This is a genomic window from Corynebacterium sp. HMSC078H07, from assembly GCF_001812805.1.
Classification (GTDB): domain Bacteria; phylum Actinomycetota; class Actinomycetes; order Mycobacteriales; family Mycobacteriaceae; genus Corynebacterium.
Genome location: NZ_KV810504.1, coordinates 16,540 through 42,058, shown reverse-complemented (window position 1 = coordinate 42,058; position 25,519 = coordinate 16,540). Strand labels below are relative to the sequence as shown.

The window sequence follows — 25,519 nt, the reverse complement described above, 5'->3', positions numbered from 1 at the left end:
CAGCTCCTTCCAAGTAGAAGTTGACGCAACACCAGCGGATTGTGGTGTCGCCAACATCAACTATGAAAGAAAACCCCATGCAGTACCGGATACACGGAACACCGGTACCAACTACGCGGACTCGCGGTACCAACTACCCCAAATCGACACCCATTTAGGGCTGTTTGAAAAAGGGGTGTTGCGAGATAAGTTGAAGCACTTTGCTGATGCAGCATATTTCGTAGTACGCGCCCTTTCGTAATTTGGCGTTCAAGCATCGAAAAAATTACGAAACGCCTGACCTGCGGTTTCGTAAGCACAGAAAAATCGAAGAACCAAATTACGAAACATGCCACAGGGCTGTGACCTGCATAGAGGTACATGGCTACGTACGTGTTTCGTAATTTCGCTACTTTTCGGCTCAACTCTTTTAGGGCAGAGACACATAGACGTTGCATATGACGTGACCCACACGTGAAGGGTGTCGGAGTATAAGGGTCCGAAGGGGGATAGGGGGATACGGGGGATGGTTCGGCCCCTGAAGCCTAGAAAAGTAAAAAACGTATTAGTTGGTAAATACCAATTAATGTCTTTTTTCTTTTTTCCTTACGCGTGGGGTATAGAAGCCCCCTTATCCCCCTGCCCCTACTGTTTTACGACAGCTGCTGCCGCCGTGGCGCATAGATAGTGAGACACGTCACACAAAGGCACGCTCTACGGAGCATGGGTACAGTCGCACAGCCTTCGTGTGGCGTGACGCAGAAAAAAGAAGTACTGCGTCTCTTTATTTAGATGTTCTTCAAAAGAGTGAAAAATAACGAAGCAGACTGCATTTCCGCTGCTCACACTGTGTTTCTGCGTTTCGTAATTTGTTTCTTTACTTTTCGGTGTTTACGAAACATCCTGCAAAACACCCTGTGGCCTGCGGTAACATGTTTCGTTACTTCTGTTTTAGATCCTCGCGATCAGCTGAACAGAGACGGAAACCATTCGTTGTAGGGAAGATCGGTCTTTGAGGCCGTACCCCAGTGTGCGCCTGCATGTGCCGACGTGGCTGCTCCAGATTGAAGACCAGGTGCAGGTAGTCCACCGTGTTCAAGCTCGCGTAGTCGGTCTGTGAGTGCCTTCTTTAGTGCCTTAAGTCCGCGCTTACCAGTAGCAAGCGCACTGTCGCCTCGCGCAGCCTTGATCGCAGCACTCAGCTCTTCAAGACGAGCGTTGGTCTCCCTGAGGTCCCGTGCAAGAGCTGCTCGCTCAGCTTCCCGCTCTTCTGCCGGTGTTGCACCTTCATCAAGGCGGAGCTGTACGAGTTCTGGAGAGTCCCAGAGGGCAGGTCGTGGCGCATTCATGCACTCAACTCTACCATTATTCGAACCTATACAAAAGTGGTGCTATAGTCGTGTGCATGGCAAAGAAACAGCAAGCATCGAGGGCGCCTCTTCAACCGGGTGAAGATACTGTTGAGCGCGTCCTTGACACGCGCACGCGAGGACCGTTTGACGAATTTTTTACCGTCAAAAACTGGGAAGGACGCTCCAGACGGTTTCATGTCCGGGCGGCAACGAAGGGCGAATTTCGGGCTAAGGCCAAAGAGATGATCGACGGTTATCTCAACACATCCACAAGTGACTGGACGAAAGCAAGGCGCATAACAGTCTTCATCGACGAGGTCAGCGAACCTGCCGTAAGTGCCGCGCGTCTGAGGCCCAATACGAAGAAGCGCTATGAGCTGGCACTGTCGCAGCTACGCCGACAGTTAGACGGGCTGACCATCGGCGACGCCGTGAGGTTCAGGACTCTTGAGCGAGCGCTCCAAGATATCGGCCGTGACCACGGTGCCGAGTCTGCACGGCAGGCACGTACCGTGCTGAGTAAGTACGTTCTGGACCAGTTGATCCGTGAAGGCATTATCGACCACAACCCGCTGAGGGGTATCTCTATTGATCTCGGGGATACGCGCAAGGGGAGCAAGCCAAGCCAGTCGCACGCGCTCACTGATGTACAGTACGACGCGGTGGTTGATCACCTCGTAGGACGCGATACCTCTGGGCCGATCCCGCCGGGGACGGATAGGCGGCACGCTTCCATTAAGAAGCACGAAATCACCGTGGCGCTGGCCGTGCTGCAGGCGGGTACCGGCTTGCGTATTAGCGAGGCACTTGCGCTCACCCGTGGGGACGTAACGGTCACGCAAGACTCGCTGGCAGTAACAGTGCAGGCTGAACATTCTAAGACTCACCGGGGACGTACCGTGCCGATGCTTGATGCGCGGTGTGAGAAATTCTGGCTAGAGCGAATCAAGACAATCGGCCCCGGCGATCCGCTCCTTCCGGCACCGGGAGACAAGCACTCGCACTGGCGGACAGATAACGCAGTCAAGGCGTGCGCGGCGCTCTACAAAGACATTGGCGTCCAACTCGAAGACCCGGCCGTTTCTTCCATGAGATCACACGCGTGGCGCACGGTGCTCAACAACCGCGCAATCGCTCGTGGCGTTCCTGCTGAGATCCGCAGTGCCTTCTTCGGCCACACTGAAGCTATGAACGCCCGAAACTACACCGATCTCACCGACGGTTCGGCCATGCAGTCCGCGCTTGAGGGTGGTGCACTAGATGGTGCACTAGGGGCATGATTCTGGATGTTTCTAAATGGCTCCAAATGATCGAAAACGCGCCTAAACTGCAAGGTCAGAATCGAATAACACCAGTTAGGCTCGAATGTAATCCGATAACCCAGAGGTCGTCGGTTCGAATCCGGCCCCCGCTACCAACTTCCGAGACCCACCAGTCCCTTCGGCTGGTGGGTCTTCTCGTTTGCTGTCCTCGGACCGCTCGGCCCGAAGGCCGACTCCAAGGCTAGACCTTACCGTCACCGTAAATAAGCCCCGAAATCTTTTGCAGGTTCGGGGCACTATTTACCGTGAACGACGATCGTCGTGAGCGCGGCTAGGCTTAAGGGACATTTCAGCAAGGCACCACCGTTGTCTAGGGGGTGATTAGAACAGTCTGATGTAGATCCCGAAAATCGAGTTGAGCATGTGCTGAATGTTGTCGCGAAGTGGGCTGTTCGGGGCCAGGGCAGCCGCGCCGCCGGCGACGACTAGTGCACTGATTGCACCGAGCAGGAATCCAATTACGCCGCCGCGCGAAGACATGCAATCCTCGTCCGAGGAGCTCTCAGAAGAGTGCGCCGAGTTTCCCGACGACCCCGAGGAAATCTCCTCGCAAGACACCCGCTCCTTAGACGGTTCCTCAGAGGGGCGTGGTTTTTGCTCGGACGGTTCCTGCGGCTTACCAGCCACAGTAGAGGTAATCGTGGTGGGCACTACCTTGGTCTCGGTCCGTGTGCCACCGGGGACTACGACCGTGGAGGTAAGCGTCGTTGGAACCTCCTTGGTAATTACCTTGGTTCCACCGTCTCCCTTAACAGTGGAAGTGACGGTAGTGGGAACGACTGTGGTCTCTACCTTGGTTGTGCCTGGCTCTTTTACAGTGGACGTGACTGTAGTGGGAACTACTTTGGTCTCGACCTCGGCCGGTGCAGGCTCCTTCACAGTGGACGTGATCGTCGTGGGCACGTCCTTGGTTTCTGTCTTTACTTCGGTGGTCGGGACCGTCGTCGTGATGACTTTGGTCGTCTTCTCTGCGGGGAGAGTAGTGGTTACCGTGGTGGGAACCTCTTTGGTTTCGGTGGTGGTGATGGTCGTAGGGACCACAGTCGTGACGACCTCAGTGGTCGTGGCAGGTGCTGGAGTGGTGGGCTCCTCTTCACGAGGTTCAGGGATAGCGCGGTCATTGTTGTTGATGGTGACCTTATCCACCAGATACGGATTGTTGGCGTTGTAGGTGCGGAAGGTGAGGGTCTCACCGGTCACATCGACGACCATGTAGTCCTCGTCGTAGTCCTGGCGCCAGAACGCAGTGGAATCGTGCACTAGCGCTGGATCCATGTTCTCCATGCGGGCATTGGGGTACTTTTTGCCGTCTTCGCCCTGGAAATCGTAGAACTTACCGCCACCGGCGGAGCTGGTGGTGATGTAAAGGACCTCGCCGTCGTTGGGGTCGAGGACATCGCCACGCTTGCCCGGGGTTTCAACTGGGGTAAGGCCGTCCATGAGGTGGGTTCGGGTGTAGATGTGGTCATGGCCGCTGAGGACAACATCCACATCCAGATCTGACATTACGGGAGCTAGTTTTTCGCGGAGGGCGGTGACGTCAGTATCCGTGTAGTGGGTTCCCTGGGAGAAGAAGGAGTGGTGCATGCCTACGATGACCCAGTCGTTAAAGGCGCCACGGTTCTCAATGGTCTTACGTAGAAACTCCGCGTGGCGATCAATCTCAGCTTCGCTATGGGCGTTAGTGTCCAAACCGATGAATAGGACGTTGTTGCGCTCGAAGTAGAAGTTGCGCAGATCTGAATCCTGATTCGGGTTGATGAAGTGCTCGTCGTAGTGCTTCATCGCCAAGTCTGACGGGTAGGTCTCGTGGTTACCTGGAATCGCATTTGTAGGGTAGTTGCGGATGGCAGGTGCAGAGAAAAAGCCGTCATACTGCGCCACGGTGGATCCCCAGCCTTCGACCTGATCGCCCAAGGACCAAATCATGTTGGCGTCTGGGTAGTCTGCAGTGGCATTCTTGATGGTGGTGTTCCACTGATCCGTCTGCCCCTTTACATCTGTATCGACGCCGATCTGGGCGTCGGCAACGGTGATGAAGCGCCAGTCTTCCCCGAAGCTACCGGTGTTGAAGGTTTCTTCCGCAGACCAACCGCCTTCATCCGAACCAACACGGTACGTGTACTCGGTATTTTCTTTTAGTCCGGTCGCGGTGGCGTTGTTGGAGACATACGCCACGGCACCGGCATCCTTTTCCTGGGCATCGAAGGTCTGCTTGCCCTCCGGCCCGGTGATTTCGAGAACTTCCTTATCAGCTGGGCCCTTGGTGCGCCAGGACACGATCACAGAGCTCTCATCGCTGCCTGGCTGGAGCACCATGCGGAACGTCGGATCAGTCTGTGCTGAAGCTTCAAACGGCACGCCAATTTGTGCGGTGAACGTGAGCGCGGCTGCAGTGACGACGGCTACGCCTGCTGATGCCGGAGAAAAACGGAAAAGTTTCATTATTGTCTTGTTATGCCTTTGTGTGAGAAATCTTAAGGGGGGCTGTCCGCCGGTAGGGCTCTCCGCCGAGAAAACGGAGAGTCGAATATGACTTCCATACAGAAACACGCGCAGATGAATCCTTGGTTAATCGGAATAAAAATCTAGAGAAAGTCCCCTACAATGGGGGTCTCAACGGGTTTGTACGTGTTGAAGGCAGCTTTTTGTTGGGCTTAGGTTAAGCTTCATGTCCCACGAATTCGGGTCCACGAACGGGCCGTCACACTCGAGCAATTTCTTAGCTAATTCTTCAATTCCGTCTCGCATCAATCGTCGTACAGCACTGCGCTGGGGTGCCGCCAGCGCTACCACCGCAGCTGCTGGATTTGGCCTAGCTTCTGCCGCAGCGCAACGCACCGAAACAGGAACCGCACCGCTGGATACCTACAACCAGGATTCCGACGCACAACTCCCGTTCCTCCATGGCGTCGCTTCGGGTGATCCTCTACCCACGTCAGTGGTGCTGTGGACACGCGTCACCCCGGACAGAGATTGCCTGCCGGGGTCCGGAATGGGCGAGGACGTCGATGTCGACTGGGAAATCGCGACCGACGAGTCCATGAACTCCGTGGTAGCTCAAGGCAGGGTCACTGCGTCCGTTGATCACGATCACACCGTCCATGTCGATCCTTTTGGGCTCGACCCTGATACCGAGTACTTCTACCGCTTCCGAGTAGCATCCGGCCCGCACGAAGGAGCAGTGTCCCCGGTTGGCCGAACGAAGACTGCTCCGGCGGTTGATGCTGAGGTGGAAAGTCTTACCTTCGCTGTGGCATCCTGCGCTAACTACGAGTCCGGATTCTTTAATGCTTACAAGGACATGGCGGAGCGCGGCCGCTCAGGAGAGATCGACTTCGTGGTCTTCCTCGGTGACTACATCTACGAGTACCCCACCGGTGAATATGCTGGTAAGAGCGGAGTTGCCCGTCCGCACCACCCAGTGTGGGAAATCGTCACCCTCGAGGATTACCGCATTCGCTATGGCCGTTACCGTACGGATGCGCACCTCCAAGCAGCGCATGCAGCAGCACCGTGGGTCGTGGTGTGGGATGACCATGAGACCGCCAATAACTCGTGGCGCGATGGAGCGGAAAACCATACCCCGGGGTTTGTGGAAGGTGAATGGACAAGGCGTTGGAATGATGCGTTGCAGGCCTACTATGAATGGATGCCGCTGCGCCAGAAGCAGCTGAGTGAGGGTGGAAAACTCTACCGCAATCTGCGCTTCGGATCCCTGATGGAACTCACCATGATGGACCTGCGTACCTATCGTGACCAAGAGACCACCTCCGCCAACTTTGGGGATCCGAACCGAACCATCGTGGGCGATGAACAGTTGCAGTGGCTGCGCGACACCATCACGATGTCGGACGCGACGTGGATGGTGATGGGCAACTCCGTAATGATGGCCCCGATGCGCATCATGACTTTTCCGGGCAACGACGCAGCGAACGAGGGCCTGCGCTTCGTCAAGGGAAATACCTCGGGTTTCGCTGTCAACTCTGACCAGTGGGATGGCTATACCGCGGATAGGGACCGCCTTCTCGAAGCCCTTGAGGCGCGTGAGGGAAACTCTTTGTTTATCACCGGTGACATTCATTCTGAATGGGCCAACGACATCTATCGCGGTGAGAACCGCGTGGCGTGTGAGATGGTGACCACGTCGATTTCGGCGCCGAACATCGACGAAATCCTCACCACTTACACTGGCATCTACCATGCAGAAGACAATTCCACGTCCCTGCTTATTGAGGATGCCATTAAGAGCGCCAACCCGTGGGTCAAGCACTTGGATTACGACTCCCATGGCTATGCCGTTGCCAACCTGTTCCCGGGACGAGTTGACATGAACTATTATCGCGTGTCTGACGTCGAAGACCCCGACGCTTCGGTGACCTTGGCTGTGACAAAGACATGGACCCCTGAGGGGGGCTTTGACTCCTAATACCCGATCCGGGTGGGCGCCGTGGAGTGGTTAGCGGTTCAGGCTTCTAATAACGACAACCAGAGCAATGATGAGTCCGAGTAGGACTAACAGTCCCAGACCACCGATAAGAGGAAGAGGGATAGCAGAGAAGAAGGAGGAGTCGTCCTTGCTTTGCGCCTGGTTATCGGCGTTGTCTCGTGTAGCTAGCTCCGGTGCCTTTGAGGGTTTCTCAGTCTCAAGCTTGACCGGTGCAAAGGTCGGTTCTGGAACTGGGTCGCCGAGAACATCGGCAACGAGGTCATACGTAAGAACAGGTAGCTGGGTGGTTTCGTCGATTTCTTGTTCAGAATGAAACTGTTCGTAGTTGACGGCGATGTATTGCTCGCCGCCCTGCCACACCTTTTCAATTCCTAGACCCACCGAACCGTTGCCGTTCGAGCCGCCGTAGCGGTTAGCAAAGAGGATGGGCGCTGGGTAGCTGAAATCGTTCTTGCTGTCTTTCTGAATGGTTGTGTGGGAACCCTCAACGTCAATCTGTGCACGGGCTTCGTTGTACGCGGTAACGATCAGGGCGTCACCCGCTCCGTTGTTCTCAAAGTCTTCGGCCTCTTCGACCATGGAAACCGTGCCGGCAACCTGCTGCCCGTGCTCGGCAGGGATACGGTAAAAGTGCGTTTCGCCGGGAACAATCTGTGCGCGTACAGGTTGTTGAGGGGTGAGCTCAGTTGCATTAGTGAACCACGTTCCGGGAGTTACCTCGGCGGGGTCGCTGGAAGCCGTGATGTGGCCCGGTTCGGTCTTTTCTTCAGCTGGATCTGGCTGTCCGTCCATATTCGGTTCGCCAAAGCGGGTGATGGTCACTTCGACGCCGAGCTCTTCATCCTGCTTCCAGTCGCCTGTCCGCTCGATAGTGAAGGCGAGTTCATCGGAATCACATCCCTCTTCACCGCCCTGGGTGCTATACAAGGTTGCGGTCTGGTATTGGTTCACCGCGATATCACTATCGGTAGCGGTGTCGAGTTCGCAGGATAGCTCAACTGATCTAACAGCTAAATGGAGTGATCCACCTTTTCGGAAGTTGTTGATGCTCGGCTCTTGCGTCGTGTTGGCGCTGATGACCACGCGCTCGCCTTCAGCAATGGGGGTGGTGAAGAAGGTCGTGGACTCAGCGGAGTACCTTTTACCTTCCGTCGGTGGAAGGGTGGTGGAAAAGGCCTCTACGTCACGGTCTACCTTGGCCGGGGAACCTTCGGTTTTGCCGCTTTCGATCTCCTCCAAGTCTGACTCGTAGGCGTTGTAAGCGCGCGGGGCGGCGCGGCGTAGTTCTTTGGCCAAGCTATCGGCGTCGGAAGCATCGGCGTAGGTGCCGCCGGTGGCGTCAGCAATGCACTGCAGTTCCTGCTGTGCCTCGGGCTCAACGTTGAAGCCGACGGTGTTGATGACTAGGTCGATGCCCTGTTCTTTCAGCTCTTTCGCCACATCACACACGGGTGGCGGGGTGCAGGTGGCAACACCATCCGAGACCAAGATGATGCTGCGCTGGCCTTCCTTTGGCAGTTCGGCCGCGGCTTTTCGCAGGGACTCACCGATGGGGGTAAAGCCGCGGGGTTGCAAGCCGTCCATGTGGGCAATCATCTTCTCAGAATTGCCGGCCTCAGGTGGTGTTACTACGGTGATGTCTTGGCAGCCAGCTGCCTCATCTTCGGGCGCCTCGCCGGTATTACCGCCGTAGGTGACAAGGCCCAGCGGGGCGTCGTCCCCGGCTTCGGTGATGAAGGTGCGAGCTGCGTCCTTGGCAGCATCGATGCGGGTCTGGCCGCCGGCGTCGTTGGTGATCATGGAGCCAGAGGAATCGAAGACCACCATGGTGGGGGCCATAGTGCTGGGGCCAGAAGGAGCATTCGACGTGGATGGGCTGGGGGATTCTACTGTCTTGTCGTCGGCAGCGGCTACTGGAAAGAGCTCAGCCACAATGGCAATGGAGATGGCGGCTAGGAAGCCAAGTAACGCGGTGAATCGTGATGACGACGAGAAGCGAGGCGCTGTATTCATGTGAGTCAAGCTACATTATGCGCGGGGGCCTTGCTGTCGACAGCGGCTCGCGAGGGGAGTGGCCCCCACTGTTAACCGTCCAACGCCCGCAGATAGAAGCACCGGATCAATGCGCGCCGGGGAATATCGAGCAGCGGGCGTAGGAAAGTAAGGCGGGCGGGCTGGGAGGAGGCATCGACAAGCAGCAGCGTGCGCCCATCCCGCAGGCGCTCTAGTGTGAAGGTTTCTTCGCCGCGCTTGATGTGGCCGGGGAGGGTGCCGTAGGTAAAACCGCAGCGCCCCTCCTCGCGGAATACATTCACCACTCGGCAGCGAAACTCCCACGGCCCCAACCCAAGGCTGACCTCTGCGCCTTCCTCCACGACGTCATGAGTAGCGCGCACGCGGAAGAGGCCGCTGCGCTGCAGGCCCCAGCGGAAGAGCTTGTCTGCCGCGGCGTCGAAATCGGCATCGATGATGCGGGACATGTGCAGCTGTGGGAAGCCCTCAGTTGAAAAGTACGACAGTGGCTCAAGCATGGGATTTAGCCTAGTCAAAGCACCGTCAGGTGATGCTTTGACGAAGTAAAATAGGGTGTATGCAGGAGAAACGACAACGTCTGATCGTCCCTGACTTAGCGCGCGGTACGGCTCTATTGGGGATTGCCATGGCGAACGCCGTGCAAAGCTGGATTGTGAACGAGTGGTCCGTGGGGCCAAGCTCCTCCGTGGGCGGTGTGCGTCCCGATAGCACCTTCGACGTCGTGGCCGCGGTGTTTACCGGCATGTTTGTGCGAGTGCGTGGACTGCCCATGTTCTGCATGCTGGCGGGATTCGGTATTGGTCTTATTACGGCCAGCCTGCATCGCAAGGGCTACACCGTAAAGGAATCCCGCTGCGTGCTCATCCGCCGCTACGGCTTGTTGGCAGTGTTTGGTCTGGCACATGGCTTCCTGCTGTTCAATCAAGACATCATGCTGGTCTATGGCCTCATGGCCCTCGCAATGGCCTGGTGCTTGACGCTCTCGACACGTACGCTTCGGCGCATCGCCTACTGGTTCTTCGGCGGCTATGCGGTTTTCGCCGGTTCGGGTGCGGTGGCTGCTTACTTTGGCTACTTGAATCTTCTGCCCAGTTCGCGGCCGATGACCAGGGAGCTTGTCACCTTCGGTGATTTCTTCGCCCGCAACGTGCGCGGTGAGGTCGCTGCTTTGGGACAGATCCCCTTGATGTTTTTGGGCTGACCGGTGTTTTCCTCATCGGGTACATCTGGGCGCGGGAGGGCGTGCTGGCCAGCGTTTCTGCGCACCGTCGCACCCTAGTCACCTGGGTTGTCATTGCAGGCGTGATCATCGTCTTTATTGGGCTGCCGTGGGGTCTAGCGGCTGCTGGTGTTGTGCCAACCGAACTGGAACCGGTCTTCTTCATGCTGAACCAAGCCTTTGGCTTTCTCACTGGTCCGGGCATTCTGGCTGTACTGGCACTGCTCACGGAGAAACTCAACAACCGTGTTCCCGGGTGGGCCTATGCTTTTGTAGCGCTGGGCAAGCGTTCAATGTCGGGCTACATTGCGCAGTCGATCTTATTCATTGTCCTGGTTACCCCAGCTGGTTTGGGGCTAGGTGCGGATGCCTCGGTGAGCGGCAAGCTCGGAATCGGTCTGCTGGTCTTTGTCCTGACGCTGCTTCTTGCCGCTTTGCTTGAGGCTTGGGGTAAACCTGGCCCGTTCGAGTGGGCACATCGCCGGCTAGCATACGGTCCCACGGGCCGCATCGAGCCCAAATCAGCACCTGCACCTGCCTGACGTTGGTTTAAGCGGCTGGGTCCTCGCGCAGGAGCCAACCGCAGAGCTCCTTTTGGGCGCGGTCGACGCCTCCGGGGTAGCTTTCCTCGAGCTCCAGCTTGACGCTATCAAAAATGCGCTCTGAAATGAGCTCCGCGCGTTCTCTGCTCAGCTTCCCCCGCAGCTCATCGAGGGGCACCTTGAGCTCAGTGTATGGGCTCGGCCGGAAGTACCACGACCTCATGTCGTCGGCGTAGACGACGATAATCGTCTTCGTCATCTGCGATTCCAACACAACATTTCCAAATACCAGGGACGTCAGCGTCTTCGATTCCATGGCCGCGATTGTAGGCCTGTGTAATGGAATATACGAGGCTTCATTTTTGGAGGCGTTCCGATATATTTTGTCAACCTCGCGGGTGTCTTAATCGGGGTTGATGTTTCAGCCGGGGCCGTTTGGACGTGTTGTTGTCGGACATGGCTTCAGCTCTGCAGGCATTGCCGCTGAGCAGTAATGGGAAGCTGGATCGTCGTGCCCTCCCCGATCCAAATTAAGTTAAAAAGTCTCGGATTACCCTTGTTAGCCTACCCTGGGTGATGGTAGCCTTACCTAACCTTGTTCGTTTAGTGAAATGGAAACCCATTCAGGATGAAGAACTCAATCGTTGTCCGTGCGCTCAGTCTCGCCGTGCTCTCCACTACCCTGATGTTGGGAGCCTGCAGCTCCGATACAGATGGCAAGGCGGAAAATACTTCCTCAGGCGCAAACTCCGCAGCGAATTCCGGTGATAATGCCTCCGAAGTCACCATCAAGCACGCCAGGGGGGAAGACACATACCCCGTAAACCCCGAGCGCGTCGTTGCCATTGGTCCAGCCATCGACAACCTGCTGGCTATGGGCATCAAGCCCTCCGCCGTGGTGGTGTCTGCTAAGGACATGAATGCCCCGTGGCGCGACGGCAAGTTGGACGGCGTGGAGATTATCAAGCAGACCGATTTCAAGACTCTGCCGAAGGAAGAGATCGCTGCCGCTGCTCCGGATTTCATCGTCGGGGACTACTGGACGATCTCCGAGGATAACTACACACAGCTCTCCGAGATCGCGCCCACTCTGGGTGGTATTGGCACCGAGGGTGAGGGGATCGGCTGGAAGTCGCAGCTGAAGGAGCTCAGCAAGATCTTCAACAAGGAAGATAAAGCTCAAGAAGTCATCGACCAGGATGAGAAGGTCTTCTCCGATGCGAAGTCCGAGCTGCCGAATATCGAGGGTAAGACCGGTGTGGTCTCCCAGTTCGCTCAGGGATCCTTTGGAGCTGTGGCCGACCCGAAGGACCCAGGAGCCTCTTTCATCTACGACCTGGGTATGAAATTCCCGGAACCTCTGACCGACGGCTCTATTGAGGTAAAGCAGGGGCGCGTGACTCTGTCGCCAGAAAACGTCTCCGCCCTGGCTGCGGACTTCATGGTGATCTATAACCGCACCGGTGACATCGCGGAGGTGGAGAAGATCCCGGGCTACTCAGACCTGCCGCAGGTCAAGTCCGGCGCCACCCTGGCGGGTAACGAGGCTGTGGTTGCCGGCCTGAACACGCCGACCTCCCTGTCCCGTGCATGGGTATTGGAGCAGGTCAAGCCTACCTTGAAAAAGCTCTCTTAGTCTCTTTTTCTCCAGCACCCCTCGCGAGTGTGTCGCCCGGTGTGGCAGCGTGGGGTGTTTTCTTATGCCCTTTCTTGTTCGCTCACTCGCCTCCCCGCTGCCGCCCGCCGACCCGCAAGGAACTTTGCTTGTCTTCTGCGCAGTGGGATCCGGCTGCTGCGTGGAGGCGCCGTCCGGGGGCGTATCCGGTGCGGGTGAGCGAACTTGAACTTACGCACGCGCAGCTGGTGAAAGTCGATGGCTGGAAGAACGTTTTCAGCAGTGGGCACCGCGGTGCTGGACAAGAGTTCGGCTGACCGGCCAGCACCCGAGGCGAGAGGCATCGACCCTGCGCATGCCGACCAACCGCATGCCGATCCACCGCACTGACCCGCTACACACCGTCCCAATCCACTGAACCAACCCACATACTGACCCTACGCACACCGACTCACCGCACACCGCCAACTCAGAAACGAGAAAGGAATGACCATGGCGAGGAATAGCCGAGACAGGGAAATCTACCCCATTACGATCCGCGAACTGCAGGTCGATGACATCGAGGACATCACACCAGGGATGCGTCGCATTACTCTGACGGGCGAACAACTACGCGCCCATAGTGCGTTCGGCGTAGACGCACCACCGCTAGTCAGCGATGGTTTCGACGACGATATCCGCATCATCTTCCCAGACCCGGCCACCGGGGAGCGCCCTCACCCCATCACACGGGAGGACGCGACGGTGCTATGGCAAGAGGAAGTCAAAGATCTGTTTCGGACATATACCGTCCGTTCATTCGACGCCTCCCAGGGCCGTCTCGTCGTAGACTTCGCGCGGCATGGCCAAGGCCTGGCCGAGGACTGGTCCGCACGAGCTCGACCGGGAGATCCCCTGTATATCGCAGGGCCGAAGTCTTGCGCAGCGCTGCCCACCCACACTCCGTGGCTACTGATGGTGGGCGACGAGACGGCGCTGCCGGCGATTGCTCGCTGTATAGAGTCTTTGCCCGCCGGGTATAGGGCAGTGGCGATTATTGAGGTAGCCACGCGGGCACATGTCCAGCGACTGGAGTTCGAAGCACAGGTGGACATTCACTGGCAGGTGCGAGACGAGGGCGGGGACTTCGTGGCGAAAGCTACCGAGTTGTACGGAGAACACCCAGAGTGGGCGGCCGAGCCCGCTGCGATGCCCTATGTATGGGCTGCGGGAGAGGCCGGGCGATTGAAGGCGATCCGACGCTGGGTTCGAGCTCTGGGGATTCCGCGGGAAAACGTGGAGATTACGGGGTACTGGCGCGCAATGGCACCGGCGCAATCGGAAGCAGGGGCGACGGCTACGCAGGCTGAGAGTGCGGGGCAGGTTACGGGCACTCCGTCGCAGGGCGACAGTGAGGGGGCGGAGACAGGGGCTGTGACGAGCTACCGTAATGCGCTGGTTGAGCTGCATGAACTCACCGAAATGGGGTCGGCGATTCTGGTGCGCCAAGCCGTAGGGATGGGGATTTTCGGCCTGATTGATGAGGGCGCGGATCGAGTGGATCAACTGGCCGAAGCAACTGGCGTGCAGCAGGAGCTGGCTCTCCGGATTGCGCGTTACCTGGAGGCAGTGGGGTTAGTGACGTTGTCGGCGGATGTAGCACTGGATAGCTCATCGGAGGATGTGGCGGACCAACGGGCGGTTCGAATCGGCCTCACTGCGCTGGGCAGCGAGTTGGCAAACCCGGATTCTCCAGTAAGGGATTGGATTACCGGGCCGGCGGCCGCCAAGACCGCAGCACTTGGCCGGCTAGGGCAGGCACTGCAGAATCCGGCTGATACCGGCGAGCACCGCTGGGACTACATTGTGCAAACCCAGCCACAACTGGCCGTGGAGGAACACGAACAGGCGGCCTCCAGTGCTCAGTGGTCGGCCCCGGCCGCAGCGGAGATTCTGAGCAGCAAGCTACTAGCGCGACAGGATGCTGGCTCGCTTCGATGCGCGGTGGGAGGTCCGGCCGCAGCGGTGTATGCGGATGAGATTCTACGTAAGATACCGCAGGCAAACGCCGTGGTGTTGGGGTCGTTTTCGGAGGCAGAGGATGACGCAAGGATCTCAGTAGGCGCAGCAACTGCAGCGATGACGGAGCCTGGGGCCAGCGCAGAGGAGGTTATGCTGCGCGATATTGCTCCACGCCGCCGGGATCGTGCTCGCTATAGTGCACTGCACGCTCCAACGGTTGGGCGTAGCGGTGGGGATGCGCGCCGGGCGGATTGGGCTGGCACAGTGGCTACTTTGTGCGAGCAGGTAGATGCTGTGGTGCTGGTTGATCCGTGGCGACGTTGGCCAACTATAGAGTTGCAGCAGCTGGTAGCTGCCGTACTACGTTCTGGGGCGCAGCTGTTCCTGGTGACCCCAGTGTTGCAGGAAAGTGGGGCCGAGGATCATGACTACCAGGAAGATTTATCACGCCTCGTTCTGTATGGATCGCAGCTGCCCACGGCCCGTGTGATTGCGAAGCACCTGGCTGCCGTGGGTGCGGTAGTGCGTTCGAAGCAGCCGGTGGGGTGGAGTGCCCAGCTGTTCGAGGTGGGGAGGGGAGGTAGGTAACTGCCGGTGGTCGGGCGAAGCGTGTGGAGGAGCGGCGGACGTTCGGTGGTTTGCTAAACCGTTTCTAAAGTGCCCCCTGTCGGCCGGGATCCCCCCTTCCGCTGGGAGCCTTCCTATCGGCTGGGGTCCCACCCCTTCGGCTGGGAGCGCCTGTCGGCTGGCCCCTAGCGGCTGAGCTGCCTCCATATCGGCAGCCACACACCCCCCAAAATAATTAACTTAGCCTATCCTTTATCTAGTTAGGCTGCCCTATGCGGGGTAGACGCGGTAGACGTGATTGACGCGCGCTCGAGGATCGATCAACACCCCGTGCGTCCGATGGCCTTCACCGCACCCCAATGAGCTCCCTACACGTTAGGCTTCTGTATGTTTCGAAACAATTCGCTGACCCGTCGCGCGGCAATGAAGACGGCCGCTGTCTTAGCAGCATCCACTCTCGTCCTTTCCGGTTGCTCCCGAGGCGAGGATTCCTCGGCGTCAAATATTGAGGGAAATGGGAACGAGCGCATCGCCGCAGTTGGCCTAGGAGACGGCGATACCTTGCTCGCGCTAGGTATCCAGCCTGTTTGGCAGCAACACGCACATCGGGAAAACGTTGTCATCAACTCGGGCGCGCGTTTCCAGGATCAAGGTGGCATCCACAAAGGGGAGCATGCGGTCGTGGCCGCGGGCACGGTGGTGACCAAGGACGTCGCGCTGCGCACTATTGCGGGCGGGGTGTCGGCCCGTTACTTGCGCGACATCGGGGGCTAATCCGCGCGGGCAGAGGACGTTGCCGCCGAGCGCATGGTACCCGCCTCCAGGTCATCCTCGCTGAAGAAGTCGAGGACGCCGTCCTCGAAGACGTAGGCGCCGTCGGGGAAGTAAAGGGTCAGAGTGCCGTCTTTGAGCTCCGCCTGGATGAGGTGACCCAAGGTGCCGGCCTCGTAAGTGCCGTCGCCGACCTTTTCAAATTTCTTGTCGGACAGGAAGTCCTTGGAGTCGTCTCTGAAGGTGGCAAGGTCGACTTCCGTTTCGCCATGGGTTTTGAGGAAGTAGTTGCTTGGTCCGTTCATGGCTTCCGCGGGGGAAAAATCGCCGTCGATGAAGCCGCATTCACTTTCGCTGATGGAGAAGCGGCAGCGGACGGGGCCGCTATTGGTGTCGAATTCGTAGAACTCGTCGAGGTCGGCGGGATCGACGGCGTCGCTCAGATGGGTGAGGTCGATTCCGATGTGGTGTTTGTCTTCTGCGTTGAGCTCGGTCTTGAGTGCTCCGAAGTCCATCGCGGTAAATGTCACGCTCACTGGCTTGCCTGCCTCATGTGCGGGAGTATCGCTCGTAGTGAAACTTACGGAGTCGCTGCCAATGGCGAAGTCGAAGCCGTCGCCGGAGAAGTAACCATTGCTGTCATTGAGCGGGTGGCCCCAGTTGAAAACGATGGGGAAGACCACTTGTTCGCCCTCGTAGTTGCCGGAGGCAATGATGTAGCTCAGGGGCTCGCACGCATCGAAAGAATCTTGGGTGACCTTGAAGTCTTTGAGAGGTGCTCCGCGTTCAGGCTCCTCCGTCGACAGGAAATGAACGATGGCCGTTGGTGCTTCGCCTTTGTCTACGAATTCGCCGACTCCGGTGTCGGCGACTCCGGCGTTCGGGTCGCAGTTTTCTTCGGCCAAGGATACGGGCCAGTTGCGTGTCGATGCCGCCCTGCTCGACGTAGCTGGGGTGGTGCTGCTGCGAGTCGCGCGTGAGGAAGTGCTCGAGGTCGCTGTTGGGTTGGAGGCAGACTCGGTCGCCGTGGTCGAGTCAGCTGCCACTGCGGATTCCGACGGGGCTGCATCGCGCCGGGTGTCGGGGAGGGAGCAGGACGCAACGAGCGCGGCTACTGATGCCGCCGCTACTGCGGCACGCGCGGTGCGTTGGGGCAGGAGGACAGGGAGAGTGGTCATGGTGTATGTCCTTCGTCCGAGGGGCGAACTCGTGGCCGAGACTAACGAAGCGCGAAGCCGAGTTCTATCACCGGCTGGAAATTGTTAGGAGATCGAAATGATTTACGGGGAGAGCTGAGTGATGGGCTGGACAGACAAGATGTCGACCTCGCCCGCGCAGGCCTGCAGGCCCGGTACTGCGACATAGAGGCTGTCGGTGTTTTCGGGCGGATAGATCCGCAGGCCATCGGCGTCCTGCGGTTGGCAGGCCGCCGCGTCGAGCAATCCCACGTTGGTGATCTTGAGCCCCGCGCGGGCCTGGGCCCCTGGCGCCAGCGTCACGGTGGCAGCTTCGGTGCCGGTCTCACGCAGCGCGGCGGGGCCTACTTGAGTGCCGTCGTTGCCGGTGACGGCGGAGACGCCGGGGAAGCCCGTGAGGGTGCACTCCTCGTCAGAGGTATTGGTCAGCACGATGTCGACGAGTCGGGAGCCAGCGGCTCCCTGTTCGTTGGTGATCTCGGCGGAGAGCTGGGAGGTGGCGCAGGCGCCCTCGGGCAAGGGCGGGATAGTGGAGGATGCTGGGGCTGGTGCGGTGCCGGACGCGCCGGGAGCGGCCCCGGAAGCAACGTCGTCGGCGGCATCGTCACCCGCAGGGGCGTCGGCCGAGTGAACGACGGTGGTCGTGACTGCCGACGGTGCCGCAGAGTCCTCCTCGCCGGCGGAGCATGCGGCGAGTGGCAGCAGCAGGCTGAGGGACAGGAGTGCGCGCAGATTCTTCATACCCACAGGGTAGTTTCACAGCACGACGGGGACTAGAGATTACTGGTCACGAGTCTGTTAAGTCTTTGTTAGCAATGAGCAACGATTCGCAGAATGTGTCACACAGTGTGCAGTAGCCGTCCTGTGACTGAAAGTGTGAACATGATGAACTCCCGCCGCCTTTCCCATGATCGAAAAACGCAGGGAACGACGGGGCCTATGGGCGCTCCGGCACGATGAGCGGCCCGCCGGTGACGGGGTCCTCGATGACGCGGGAGTCCAGGCCGAAGACGTCGCGCAGGGCCTGCGGCGTGATGGTGGACTCGGGCGAGCCCAGGGCCGTGACGGAGCCGTCCTTCATGAGGACGAGGTTGTCCGAGTAGCGGGCGGCTAGGTTGAGATCGTGGAGCACCATGACGATGGTCTTGCCCTGTTCCTTATTGAGCGTGGAGACGAGCTCGAGGACGTCGATGGAGTGCGCCAGGTCCAGGTAGGTGGTGGGCTCGTCGAGGAAGACGATGTCGGTGTCCTGAGCCAGGACCATGGCTATCCACACGCGCTGGCGCTGGCCGCCGGACAGGGAGCCCACGGGGCGGTCGCGCAGCTGAAAGACGTTGGTGAGCGCCATGGCCTCGTCCACGGCGGCGGAGTGGGAGGCGGACCACTGCTGCAGCCAGGACTGGTGCGGGTGCCTGCCGCGGGCCACGAGGTCTGCGACGGTGACGCCGGCAGGGGTGATGGGGGACTGGGGGAGCATCGACAAGCGCGTGGCTAGCTCCCGGGAGGAGTAGTCACCCAGCTTCTTCCCGTCGAGGGTGACGGAGCCCGCCGACAGTGGGAGCAAGTGGGACAGGCCGCGCAGGAGGGTCGACTTGCCGCAGCCGTTGGCGCCGATGAGCGTGGTGACCTGGCCGTCGGGGATGTCGAGTGTGACGTCGCGGCTGATGACGGTATCGCCATAACCGACGGAGACGGAGTGCGCGGAAAGTCGAGCGTTCATTACTTGATGTTGTCCTTCAGACCCTGGAGGATGATGGTGGCCGAGAGCAGGGACGCGTTCATGTACCAGGACTCGTAGTCCACGGACACGGCCTGGTTGGCCTGCACTGCCTTGAGAGAGTGCCACGTGGCGGCCTGCGAGGGGTCGGCGGCGCCGGCGTTGACGCCGTAGAAGATCCAGTCGGCGTCGGCCTCGGAGAGCTGCTCGGCGGAGATGTCCTGGCCAGCCTTCTCAATCTGCTTTTGGTTGGCGGGGCGGGGCAGGCCGGCATCGGCGGCCACGGAGCCCGCCATGGAGTTGACCCCGTAGAGCTGGAACTGGTCGTCCTTGGAACGCAGGAAGGAGACGGTGGGCTTGGAGGATAGGCCCTCGCCCCAGGCTTTGGCGTTGGACTCGTACTCGGCCAGGAGGGTCTCGGCGGAGTCCTTCTTGCCCACGGCCTCGGCGATGGTGAGGAGGTCCTGCTTCCAGTTCTCGCCGCCGCCCTTACCGGTGACGACAGGCGCGATGGCCTTGAGCTGCTCCAGGATGGCCTCGTCCGTACGCGAGTTAGCGCAGATGAGGGTGGGCTTCAGGGAGGCGATGGTCTCAAGATCCGGGTTGGCGCGTAGGCCGCAGTCCGCGATGGAGTCCAGATCGAAGTCGGAGCCGAAGCGGTTGCGGATGTAGTCCGGGACGACGCCCAGGTTCTTGGCCTTGGCCGCGCCCACCGGGAGAATGCGCAGCATGAGGAGGTTGTCCAGCTGGCCGGTGTTGAGCGCGATCACGCGCTGGTGCTGCTCGGCGGCGCTGGACGATGCCGCGGAGGTGGCCGCCTGCTCGATCGGCGCAGTCTCCTGTTTGGAGCAGGCCGCAGCGAAGGCGGCGACGCCGAGGCCAGCGGTGATCTTGAGGAAGTTACGTCGTTGCATGGTCGTCTACTTTCGTGTTCGAGTTTGCTGCCAGAGCAGCCAGATGAGGAAAGGTCCGCCGATGACCGACGTGATGATGCCCACCGGGATCTCCCAGCCGAAGGCACAGCGGGCGATGAGGTCGGACACGCACACGATGAGTGCGCCCATGGCCGCCGATGCCCCCAGGGGCGGCGCCCCGACCCGCGCCAGGCGCGCGGAGATCTGCGGGGCGACGAAGGCCACGAAGCCCACCGGGCCCACGGCGGAGACGGTCACCGCGGCCAGTAGAACTGAGACGATGAGCAGTGCCGCGTTGATCTTCTTCAAGGGGGCGCCGAGGGCTTGGGCGGAATCCTCGCCGAGCTCCAGCGCGGGCAGATCGATGGCGATGCGGGCTAGCACTAGGCCACACACCACGAGCATGCCCAGGGTGGGCCATAGGTGCTCGAAGGTGCCGCCGTTGAGCGAGCCGACCATCCACACCTTGGCCGCGGCCGCGGTGTTGAGATCTGTGGCGGCCAACATGTACGTGACCAGGGCGTGGAGGAAGGCGTTGCCGCCGATGCCCACGAGGACGAGGCGGAACATATCCACCCCGCCGCGCCGGGACAGCATCCAGATGGCTGCGCCGGTGGCGAGACCGCCGGCCATGGCGGCGAGCGGGATGCCGACGTAGGCGCCGAACGCCCCGCCGGCCCCGGCAGATCCTCCGAAGACCATGATGGCCACGGCCGCCACGGTGGCGCCCTGGTTGATGCCCAGGATGTCCGGGCTGGCCAGGCCGTTGCGGGCGATGCGCTGCGTGATGGCGCCGGAGAGCCCCAGCGCGGCGCCGACGGCTAGACCCACGAGCGAGCGGGCCAGGCGCCAGTCGATGACGACGGTGCGCTCGAGCTTGTTTCCGCCGCCCGCCAGAACACCGATGACCTCGGCGGGGTTAAGGGGGAACTCGCCGGTGCCGAGGCTGATGACCCACACGAGCGCGCTCGCGACCACGATGGCCGCGGTCCAGGCTTGCGTGCGCGGGTGGTAGAGGAAGCTGAACTTTCCGAAGCTGAGGTGCTTCATTACAGGCTCACCACCGTTCGGTGCCGGACGAGCCAGATAAACGCCGGCCCGCCGAGCAGCGCGATGACGATGCCCGCCTGGAGCTCGCCGGGGCGCATGATGAGGCGGCCCACGATGTCGGCGCCGAGCAACAGGCAGGCGCCCGCCAGCGCGGAGTAGGGGTCACCCACTTGTAGTCCGGGCCGGTGATGCCGCGGGCGACGTGGGGCACCACGAGACCGATGAAGCCGATGGGACCCGCGGCTGCCGTGGCCGCGCCGGCCAGCAGGGTGATGGCCACGAAGCCCAGGATATTGGCGCGGGCAACGTTGGTGCCCAGCGCCTGCGCGGCCTCCGCGCCCAGATTGAGGATGTTGAGCGTCGGGCCCAGCGCCAGCGCTAGTACCGCGCCGATGGCGAGCGGCACGAGCGCAGGGGTGATGATGTCGAAGCCGGGTCCGGTGACGGACCCCGCTTGCCAGAAGCGGAGGGTGTCGAGCGCGTTGGGATCGATGTAGACGATGGCCGACGTGGCCGCCGCGAGGACGGCGGACAGGGCGGAACCCGCGAGGACGAGGCCCAGGGTGTCGCCGCGACCGATGCCGCCGGCGGAGAGCCCGAAGACGAGCAGCGCCGCCAGGCCCGCGCCGAGGAAGGCGAGGAAAAGGTGCGACTGCATGGACGTCAGCCCGAAGAGGAAGATGCCAGCCGCGACGAAGAGTGCGGCGCCCGCATTGACGCCGAGTAGGCCAGGGTCCGCGAGCGGGTTGCGGGTCAGACCTTGCACGAGTGTGCCGGCTAGTCCGAGCACAGCTCCGACGACGATGGCGAGCACGGTGCGCGGGATGCGCATGGTGGCAAGGATTCCGGCGATCTCGGCGACGCTGCTGCCCACGGTGCCGGCGGCCTGGGCGGTGTCGGTGTGCCCGCGCAGGATCGCCCAGGCGGTGGGCCAGGCCTGGGTGAGCTCTGAGATGGAGGTCGTCTTGGCGCCCAGTGCCAGGCTGGCGAAGACGAGGGCGACGAGTGCGGCCACGAGGAGGGCTAGGCCGAGGAGTCGTCTGCTGTGGCCCGCGGCGCGCGGGGTGCCCGCGGCCGGTGTCGGCAGAGTCGTCGATGTCATGTAGGTAAGGTTAGCCTTATTTCGCCGATATGCGTGAATTGTCTTTCCTTGCTGGAGGTTTGTCGGCTTGAGATAGGTCCACCTAATGTTGGTTAGGCTATCTTTTCTCAATTCGACAGGTCTTTTATGCCTCTGCGGACTTCCCGCACTCGTCGCTCGGCCGCGGTATTCCTGTCGCTCGCCCTTGTCGGCTGGGGTGCGGCCGCATGCTCGTCGGACCCCGATTCCGGTGCGGCCGACAACTCGGTGGCGGCATCGTCGGCATCGTTGGCGCAGTAGGCATCGGCTGACGGCGACGCCGCGGCCTATCCGGTCACAGTGGCCACCGAGTTCGGTGACGTCACCGTCGAGGAGGCCCCGCGGCGCGTGGTGGCCCTGGGGTGGGGTGATGCGGAGGTGGCGTTATAGCTGGGCGTCGAGCCCATCGCCGCGGCCGACTGGCTCTCCTTCGGTGGCGACGGCGTGGGCCCCTGGGTAGAACACGGCTACACGCAGTCGCCGGAGATCCTCGGCACGACCGACGTGAATTACGAGGCGGTGGCGGCGCTCGAGCCCGACCTCATCCTCGACGTGCGCTCGTCCGGTGACCAGGAGCGTTACGACATGCTCTCCGCCATCGCGCCGGTCATCGGCGTCTCGGTGGGCGGCGACAAGTATAAGACGTCGCGCGACGAGCAGCTCACCATGATCGGCGCCGCTTTGGGCAAGCCTGCGGAGGCGCAGGAGCAGATCGAGCAGTTGCAGGAGCGCATCTCGGGCATCGCCGCGGATCATCCGGAGTGGTCGGGCACGACCTTCGCCGTTCTCGGCCGCACGGCCACGACGTGGGGTGCCTACAACGACGGCACCAACCGCGCAGATCAGCTCATCGAGCTCGGCTTCTCGCTCAACCCCTGGGTGAAGTCGCAGTCGGCGTCCGCGAAGAATATCTCGGTCCCGCTCTCGGGGGAGACCCTGTCCAACGCGGACTCGGATGTCGTCATTGCGCAGGCCGTGTCCACGGACATCTCCACGGTGGAGACGGACCCGGCGTGGATGGGCTTGCCCGCGGTCCGCGAGGGGCGCGCCATCGTCATGCCGAAGGAGCTTTCGCAGGCTTTCTCGCTCGTGACAGCCGAGGCCACCAACTACGCCTTGGACGAGCTGGTGCCGCTGCTGGAGGATATCGTTCCTGTGTAGCAGTCCTAGCCTGCCGGTAATTCGCGCATGGGAGATGGGCAAGGCCAAGCTACGCGGCACATCGTTTCCTTTCTATACAGGTACCTCTCGTGAACCTGCCTCCGTGCGCGTGTTCGGCGTCGTCGCTGTGCTCACCCTCGGCCTGGCCGCCTGCTCCTCGAGCGCGGCCTCCGCCTCCAACTCGGACAACGCGGCATTCCCGGCCACCATCTCCACCAAGTTCGGCGACGTCACCATTGACGAGGCCCCGCGGCGCGTCGTGGCCCTGGTCTGCGGCGACGCCGAGGTGGCGCTCTCGCTCGGCGTGCAGCCGGACCTTATCCTCATCCTCGGCGTTCGTTCCTCGGGCGATCAAGAGCGCTACGACACACTGTCGGCCATCGCGCCGGTCGTGGGCATCCCGGAGGGCGCAGACAACTGGCTGACGGATCGCTCCACCCAGCTTGAGTGGTGGGGGAGACAGCGGAAAGCGTGCCATCAGTGCTGTCGTCGGTGACGCAGCCGGCCAGTGTAAGGGCAAGGGAATCGGCGGTGAGAACGGGGAGTAGTCGCTGCGTAAAAATGGTGGGGAGTCTAGACGTTATGGTCCTAGAGTTCCTGCAGGGCGGGGAATACCCTCTCCCTAAGTAATGGCGCGATAGTGACGTCCGGGGCGGCGGGATCGACCCACGCGAGCTCAGCAATCTCCTTGTCGGGATGTGCGACGGAGATTTCTTCTTCGTAGACATAGACGTGCGCGTGGATGGTCTCTGGTGCACCGTTGGCAGCCGACGATACGTAGGTGGCGAGGCGACGCAATTTCGACATATCAATCACAGCACGCACGGCCTCATGGGCGATGAGCTGGGCTGCGCGGGCGGGATCGATGGCGTTGTCAATGGAGCCATATGGCAGGACGAATTCTGGGGTGGACGTAGCGCGAATGACAAGAACTCGGCCGTGAGTATCACGCAGGACAATGGCGACAATTTCTGAAATGTCTGCAGTAGATGATGGCGAGGTGGGGTTCTCAGACATACCTCCATTGTAGGTCTGGGCGGGGGTAGGGGGACTGTGGTGAAAGAAGAGAGGGGGCACCCGAAAGCTGTCAGTAATGTAACGGGTTGGACACAGTCCCACGCGGTTGAAACACACGCCACAGTGGGCGTGCCATCATGGGTAGGTCTTATAGACCAATACGAGAAGAAGTGAAAGAGGAATTGCGTAATGCGAAAAATCCCGCACCTTAAGAAAGTCCTTGTGGGCTCGGCTTTCGCAGGTGCGTTTTTCCTGGGCAACCCGGCGGCCGGCGCCCAGGAACTTCCCACCATCCCGGAGCTAGATTCGGCGGACATCGTGGACCAGGTGCGAGCGGATTTGGCGTCTGTGGGTATTGAGACCAAGCCGGTTGATGCCGAACTTACCGACGCTCTCGATACCGCCGTCAATGGCGCCGCTGCTCAGGCGGCTCAGGATGCTTCCGCAGCAGTGGCGTCCGCGGCGAACTCTCCAGTAGCACGCCAGGTTGCGGACCAGGCACAGGTGCCGGCTTTCCCGGAGGCTCCCGCCTATACCGGTGCTGATGCCATCACGGGTGACCCGCTGACCAACCCGGAGCCGATTGGGCTGCTGCAGGAGGCTACGCAGCCGGACTTCGTGCCGAAGGGCACGGATCCAAACTACGTGTGGAAGAACGACTCGTTCTCCAAACTTGCTGCGGGCAAGCCACAGGCAGACTACATCCTGCACCGCGTGCCGGGGTCCTTCTACGATGCACCGCAGATCCCGGAAGAATCCAACACTGCGATGACAGAGGGCAAGTCCCTGTATGGTCCGGGCACCCCGCTGTATATCAGCGAGGACACGATGTGCACGTTGACTGCAGCAGGTACCGATGCTGAAGGCCGCAAGGTAGGCATCACCGCTGGTCACTGCGGCAACGTGGGGGATCCTGTGTCGTCGGCGGACTCCTGGCAGGTTGGCCCCACCGGCACCCTGGTGAGCAAGAACACCTACCTGGACTACTCGGTCATTGAGTTCGGTTCCAAGGCTGAGGTAACCCGCAGCTACAACGGCGTGACCGCCCACGGTGTCGGCGGCGCGGCACAGCCGGGCGAAGTTGCCTGCAAGCGTGGCGTTGCCACTGGTACCACCTGCGGTATGACCTTCCAGCACGGCAAGGAGATCTCCGTCAACCAGGTTTGCGCCATGGTGGGTGACTCTGGCGCGCCGGTTTTCCGTGACGGTCGCGTCGTCGGTTCTATCTCCCGTGGACTGTTCCCGGGCCTGCCGTCCTGCCGCACTCCGTGGCAGGGAGCGCTGCACAACCCGACGGTCGTTTCTAACACCGATGCCATCATCGCGGATCTCAACCGCCGCGGTGAGGTCGGTTCCGGTTTCACGCTTCCGGAAGATTAAAAGTACGTTTCTAACAAATTGTGCCCCAGATCGTTAAAGATCTGGGGCCTTATTTGATCGAAATGACCTGCGGAGTGCGGTTCGCAGGCCGGCGCTGAGGTGCGGCACCGGC

24 protein-coding genes and 2 pseudogenes are annotated in these 25,519 nt (G+C 60.6%); 13 read left to right on the top strand and 13 right to left on the bottom strand.

The features are described 5' to 3' along the window. Positions 1-241: pseudogene (locus HMPREF2875_RS14035) on the top strand (hypothetical protein); the annotation flags it as partial. A gap of 703 nt (positions 242-944) precedes the next feature. Here HMPREF2875_RS14035 and HMPREF2875_RS13550 read toward each other — a convergent pair. After that, on the bottom strand, positions 945-1,328 hold the full coding sequence (locus HMPREF2875_RS13550) for a hypothetical protein (RefSeq protein ID WP_141754614.1): 384 nt from the start codon (positions 1,326-1,328) through the stop codon (positions 945-947). Positions 1,329-1,573: 245 nt separating this feature from the next. On the opposite strand from HMPREF2875_RS13550, the gene HMPREF2875_RS13290 reads away from it, so the two are divergent. After that, on the top strand, positions 1,574-2,611 hold the full coding sequence (locus HMPREF2875_RS13290) for a tyrosine-type recombinase/integrase (RefSeq protein WP_083311904.1): 1,038 nt from the start codon (positions 1,574-1,576) through the stop codon (positions 2,609-2,611). A gap of 363 nt (positions 2,612-2,974) precedes the next feature. On the opposite strand, the gene HMPREF2875_RS09760 is transcribed toward HMPREF2875_RS13290, so the two are convergent. Further along, complete coding sequence (locus tag HMPREF2875_RS09760; protein ID WP_070672651.1) at positions 2,975-5,098, bottom strand: purple acid phosphatase family protein; 2,124 nt, start codon at positions 5,096-5,098, stop codon at positions 2,975-2,977. Between the two features lie 226 nt (positions 5,099-5,324). On the opposite strand from HMPREF2875_RS09760, the gene HMPREF2875_RS09755 reads away from it, so the two are divergent. After that, positions 5,325-7,082, top strand: coding sequence for an alkaline phosphatase D family protein (locus HMPREF2875_RS09755; RefSeq protein WP_083311903.1), 1,758 nt, complete (start codon positions 5,325-5,327; stop codon positions 7,080-7,082). 30 nt (positions 7,083-7,112) lie between these two features. Here HMPREF2875_RS09755 and HMPREF2875_RS09750 read toward each other — a convergent pair whose 3' ends face one another. Both HMPREF2875_RS09750 and HMPREF2875_RS09740 read right to left on the bottom strand, forming a co-directional pair. Continuing rightward, entirely contained in the window at positions 7,113-9,116 is a 2,004-nt protein-coding gene (locus HMPREF2875_RS09750; RefSeq protein ID WP_246817088.1) for a vWA domain-containing protein, read from the bottom strand. 71 nt (positions 9,117-9,187) lie between these two features. Beyond that, entirely contained in the window at positions 9,188-9,634 is a 447-nt protein-coding gene (locus HMPREF2875_RS09740; RefSeq protein WP_070672642.1) for a DUF1990 family protein, read from the bottom strand. A gap of 59 nt (positions 9,635-9,693) precedes the next feature. Between HMPREF2875_RS09740 and HMPREF2875_RS14030 the strand changes: the two genes are divergently transcribed. Beyond that, complete coding sequence (locus tag HMPREF2875_RS14030; RefSeq protein ID WP_246817087.1) at positions 9,694-10,338, top strand: DUF418 domain-containing protein; 645 nt, start codon at positions 9,694-9,696, stop codon at positions 10,336-10,338. A 41-nt stretch (positions 10,339-10,379) separates the two neighbouring features. Continuing rightward, a complete protein-coding gene (locus HMPREF2875_RS14025; protein ID WP_246817086.1) occupies positions 10,380-10,898 on the top strand; it encodes a DUF418 domain-containing protein in 519 nt (172 codons plus the stop codon). A gap of 7 nt (positions 10,899-10,905) precedes the next feature. Here the strand turns inward: HMPREF2875_RS14025 and HMPREF2875_RS09730 are convergent, their stop codons facing one another. Next, positions 10,906-11,214 (bottom strand): hypothetical protein, encoded by a 309-nt coding sequence (locus HMPREF2875_RS09730; RefSeq protein ID WP_070672639.1) that lies wholly within the window; start codon positions 11,212-11,214, stop codon positions 10,906-10,908. A 312-nt stretch (positions 11,215-11,526) separates the two neighbouring features. Between HMPREF2875_RS09730 and HMPREF2875_RS09725 the strand changes: the two genes are divergently transcribed. From HMPREF2875_RS09725 to HMPREF2875_RS09715, 4 genes are all read left to right on the top strand, one after another. Continuing rightward, on the top strand, positions 11,527-12,534 hold the full coding sequence (locus HMPREF2875_RS09725; protein WP_070672636.1) for an ABC transporter substrate-binding protein: 1,008 nt from the start codon (positions 11,527-11,529) through the stop codon (positions 12,532-12,534). 128 nt (positions 12,535-12,662) lie between these two features. Then, a complete protein-coding gene (locus tag HMPREF2875_RS13730; RefSeq protein ID WP_168165576.1) occupies positions 12,663-12,830 on the top strand; it encodes a hypothetical protein in 168 nt (55 codons plus the stop codon). Positions 12,831-13,005: 175 nt separating this feature from the next. Then, positions 13,006-15,102: a siderophore-interacting protein gene (locus tag HMPREF2875_RS09720; protein ID WP_070672662.1), complete on the top strand. Its 2,097-nt coding sequence runs from the start codon at positions 13,006-13,008 to the stop codon at positions 15,100-15,102. Between the two features lie 366 nt (positions 15,103-15,468). Then, on the top strand, positions 15,469-15,855 hold the full coding sequence (locus tag HMPREF2875_RS09715) for a hypothetical protein (RefSeq protein WP_070672633.1): 387 nt from the start codon (positions 15,469-15,471) through the stop codon (positions 15,853-15,855). Here HMPREF2875_RS09715 and HMPREF2875_RS09710 read toward each other — a convergent pair. The 7 genes and pseudogenes from HMPREF2875_RS09710 to HMPREF2875_RS09685 form a co-directional block, all read right to left on the bottom strand. After that, positions 15,852-17,030 carry a hypothetical protein gene (locus HMPREF2875_RS09710; protein WP_246817085.1) on the bottom strand — a complete coding sequence of 393 codons (1,179 nt, stop codon included), beginning with the start codon at positions 17,028-17,030 and terminating at the stop codon, positions 15,852-15,854. The genes HMPREF2875_RS09715 and HMPREF2875_RS09710 overlap by 4 nt on opposite strands. A gap of 102 nt (positions 17,031-17,132) precedes the next feature. Further along, positions 17,133-17,789: a DUF4232 domain-containing protein gene (locus HMPREF2875_RS09705; protein ID WP_070672629.1), complete on the bottom strand. Its 657-nt coding sequence runs from the start codon at positions 17,787-17,789 to the stop codon at positions 17,133-17,135. A gap of 196 nt (positions 17,790-17,985) precedes the next feature. Next, positions 17,986-18,768: an ABC transporter ATP-binding protein gene (locus tag HMPREF2875_RS09700; protein WP_070672626.1), complete on the bottom strand. Its 783-nt coding sequence runs from the start codon at positions 18,766-18,768 to the stop codon at positions 17,986-17,988. Beyond that, entirely contained in the window at positions 18,768-19,679 is a 912-nt protein-coding gene (locus tag HMPREF2875_RS09695) for an ABC transporter substrate-binding protein (RefSeq protein WP_070672623.1), read from the bottom strand. The genes HMPREF2875_RS09700 and HMPREF2875_RS09695 overlap by 1 nt, the downstream gene beginning before the upstream one ends. 6 nt (positions 19,680-19,685) lie before the next feature. Further along, positions 19,686-20,729, bottom strand: coding sequence for a FecCD family ABC transporter permease (locus tag HMPREF2875_RS09690; protein WP_070672621.1), 1,044 nt, complete (start codon positions 20,727-20,729; stop codon positions 19,686-19,688). After that, positions 20,729-20,842, bottom strand: a complete 114-nt coding sequence (locus tag HMPREF2875_RS14020) for an iron chelate uptake ABC transporter family permease subunit (protein ID WP_246817084.1) — start codon at positions 20,840-20,842, stop codon at positions 20,729-20,731. The genes HMPREF2875_RS09690 and HMPREF2875_RS14020 overlap by 1 nt, the downstream gene beginning before the upstream one ends. A gap of 104 nt (positions 20,843-20,946) precedes the next feature. Then, positions 20,947-21,831 (bottom strand): annotated as a pseudogene (locus HMPREF2875_RS09685) (FecCD family ABC transporter permease); the annotation flags it as partial. Positions 21,832-21,957: 126 nt separating this feature from the next. Between HMPREF2875_RS09685 and HMPREF2875_RS14015 the strand changes: the two are divergent. The 3 genes from HMPREF2875_RS14015 (at position 21,958) to HMPREF2875_RS09675 (ending at position 23,506) form a co-directional block, all read left to right on the top strand. Then, entirely contained in the window at positions 21,958-22,110 is a 153-nt protein-coding gene (locus tag HMPREF2875_RS14015; RefSeq protein ID WP_227485943.1) for a hypothetical protein, read from the top strand. 183 nt (positions 22,111-22,293) lie between these two features. Further along, positions 22,294-23,010: an ABC transporter substrate-binding protein gene (locus HMPREF2875_RS09680; protein WP_246817083.1), complete on the top strand. Its 717-nt coding sequence runs from the start codon at positions 22,294-22,296 to the stop codon at positions 23,008-23,010. Positions 23,011-23,044: 34 nt separating this feature from the next. Then, positions 23,045-23,506: an ABC transporter substrate-binding protein gene (locus HMPREF2875_RS09675; protein ID WP_070672618.1), complete on the top strand. Its 462-nt coding sequence runs from the start codon at positions 23,045-23,047 to the stop codon at positions 23,504-23,506. A gap of 92 nt (positions 23,507-23,598) precedes the next feature. On the opposite strand, the gene HMPREF2875_RS09670 is transcribed toward HMPREF2875_RS09675, so the two are convergent. Next, a complete protein-coding gene (locus HMPREF2875_RS09670; protein WP_070672614.1) occupies positions 23,599-24,027 on the bottom strand; it encodes an NUDIX domain-containing protein in 429 nt (142 codons plus the stop codon). Between the two features lie 189 nt (positions 24,028-24,216). On the opposite strand from HMPREF2875_RS09670, the gene HMPREF2875_RS09665 reads away from it, so the two are divergent. Next, a complete protein-coding gene (locus HMPREF2875_RS09665; RefSeq protein WP_070672611.1) occupies positions 24,217-25,407 on the top strand; it encodes a S1 family peptidase in 1,191 nt (396 codons plus the stop codon). The last annotated feature ends 112 nt before the right edge of the window (positions 25,408-25,519 follow it).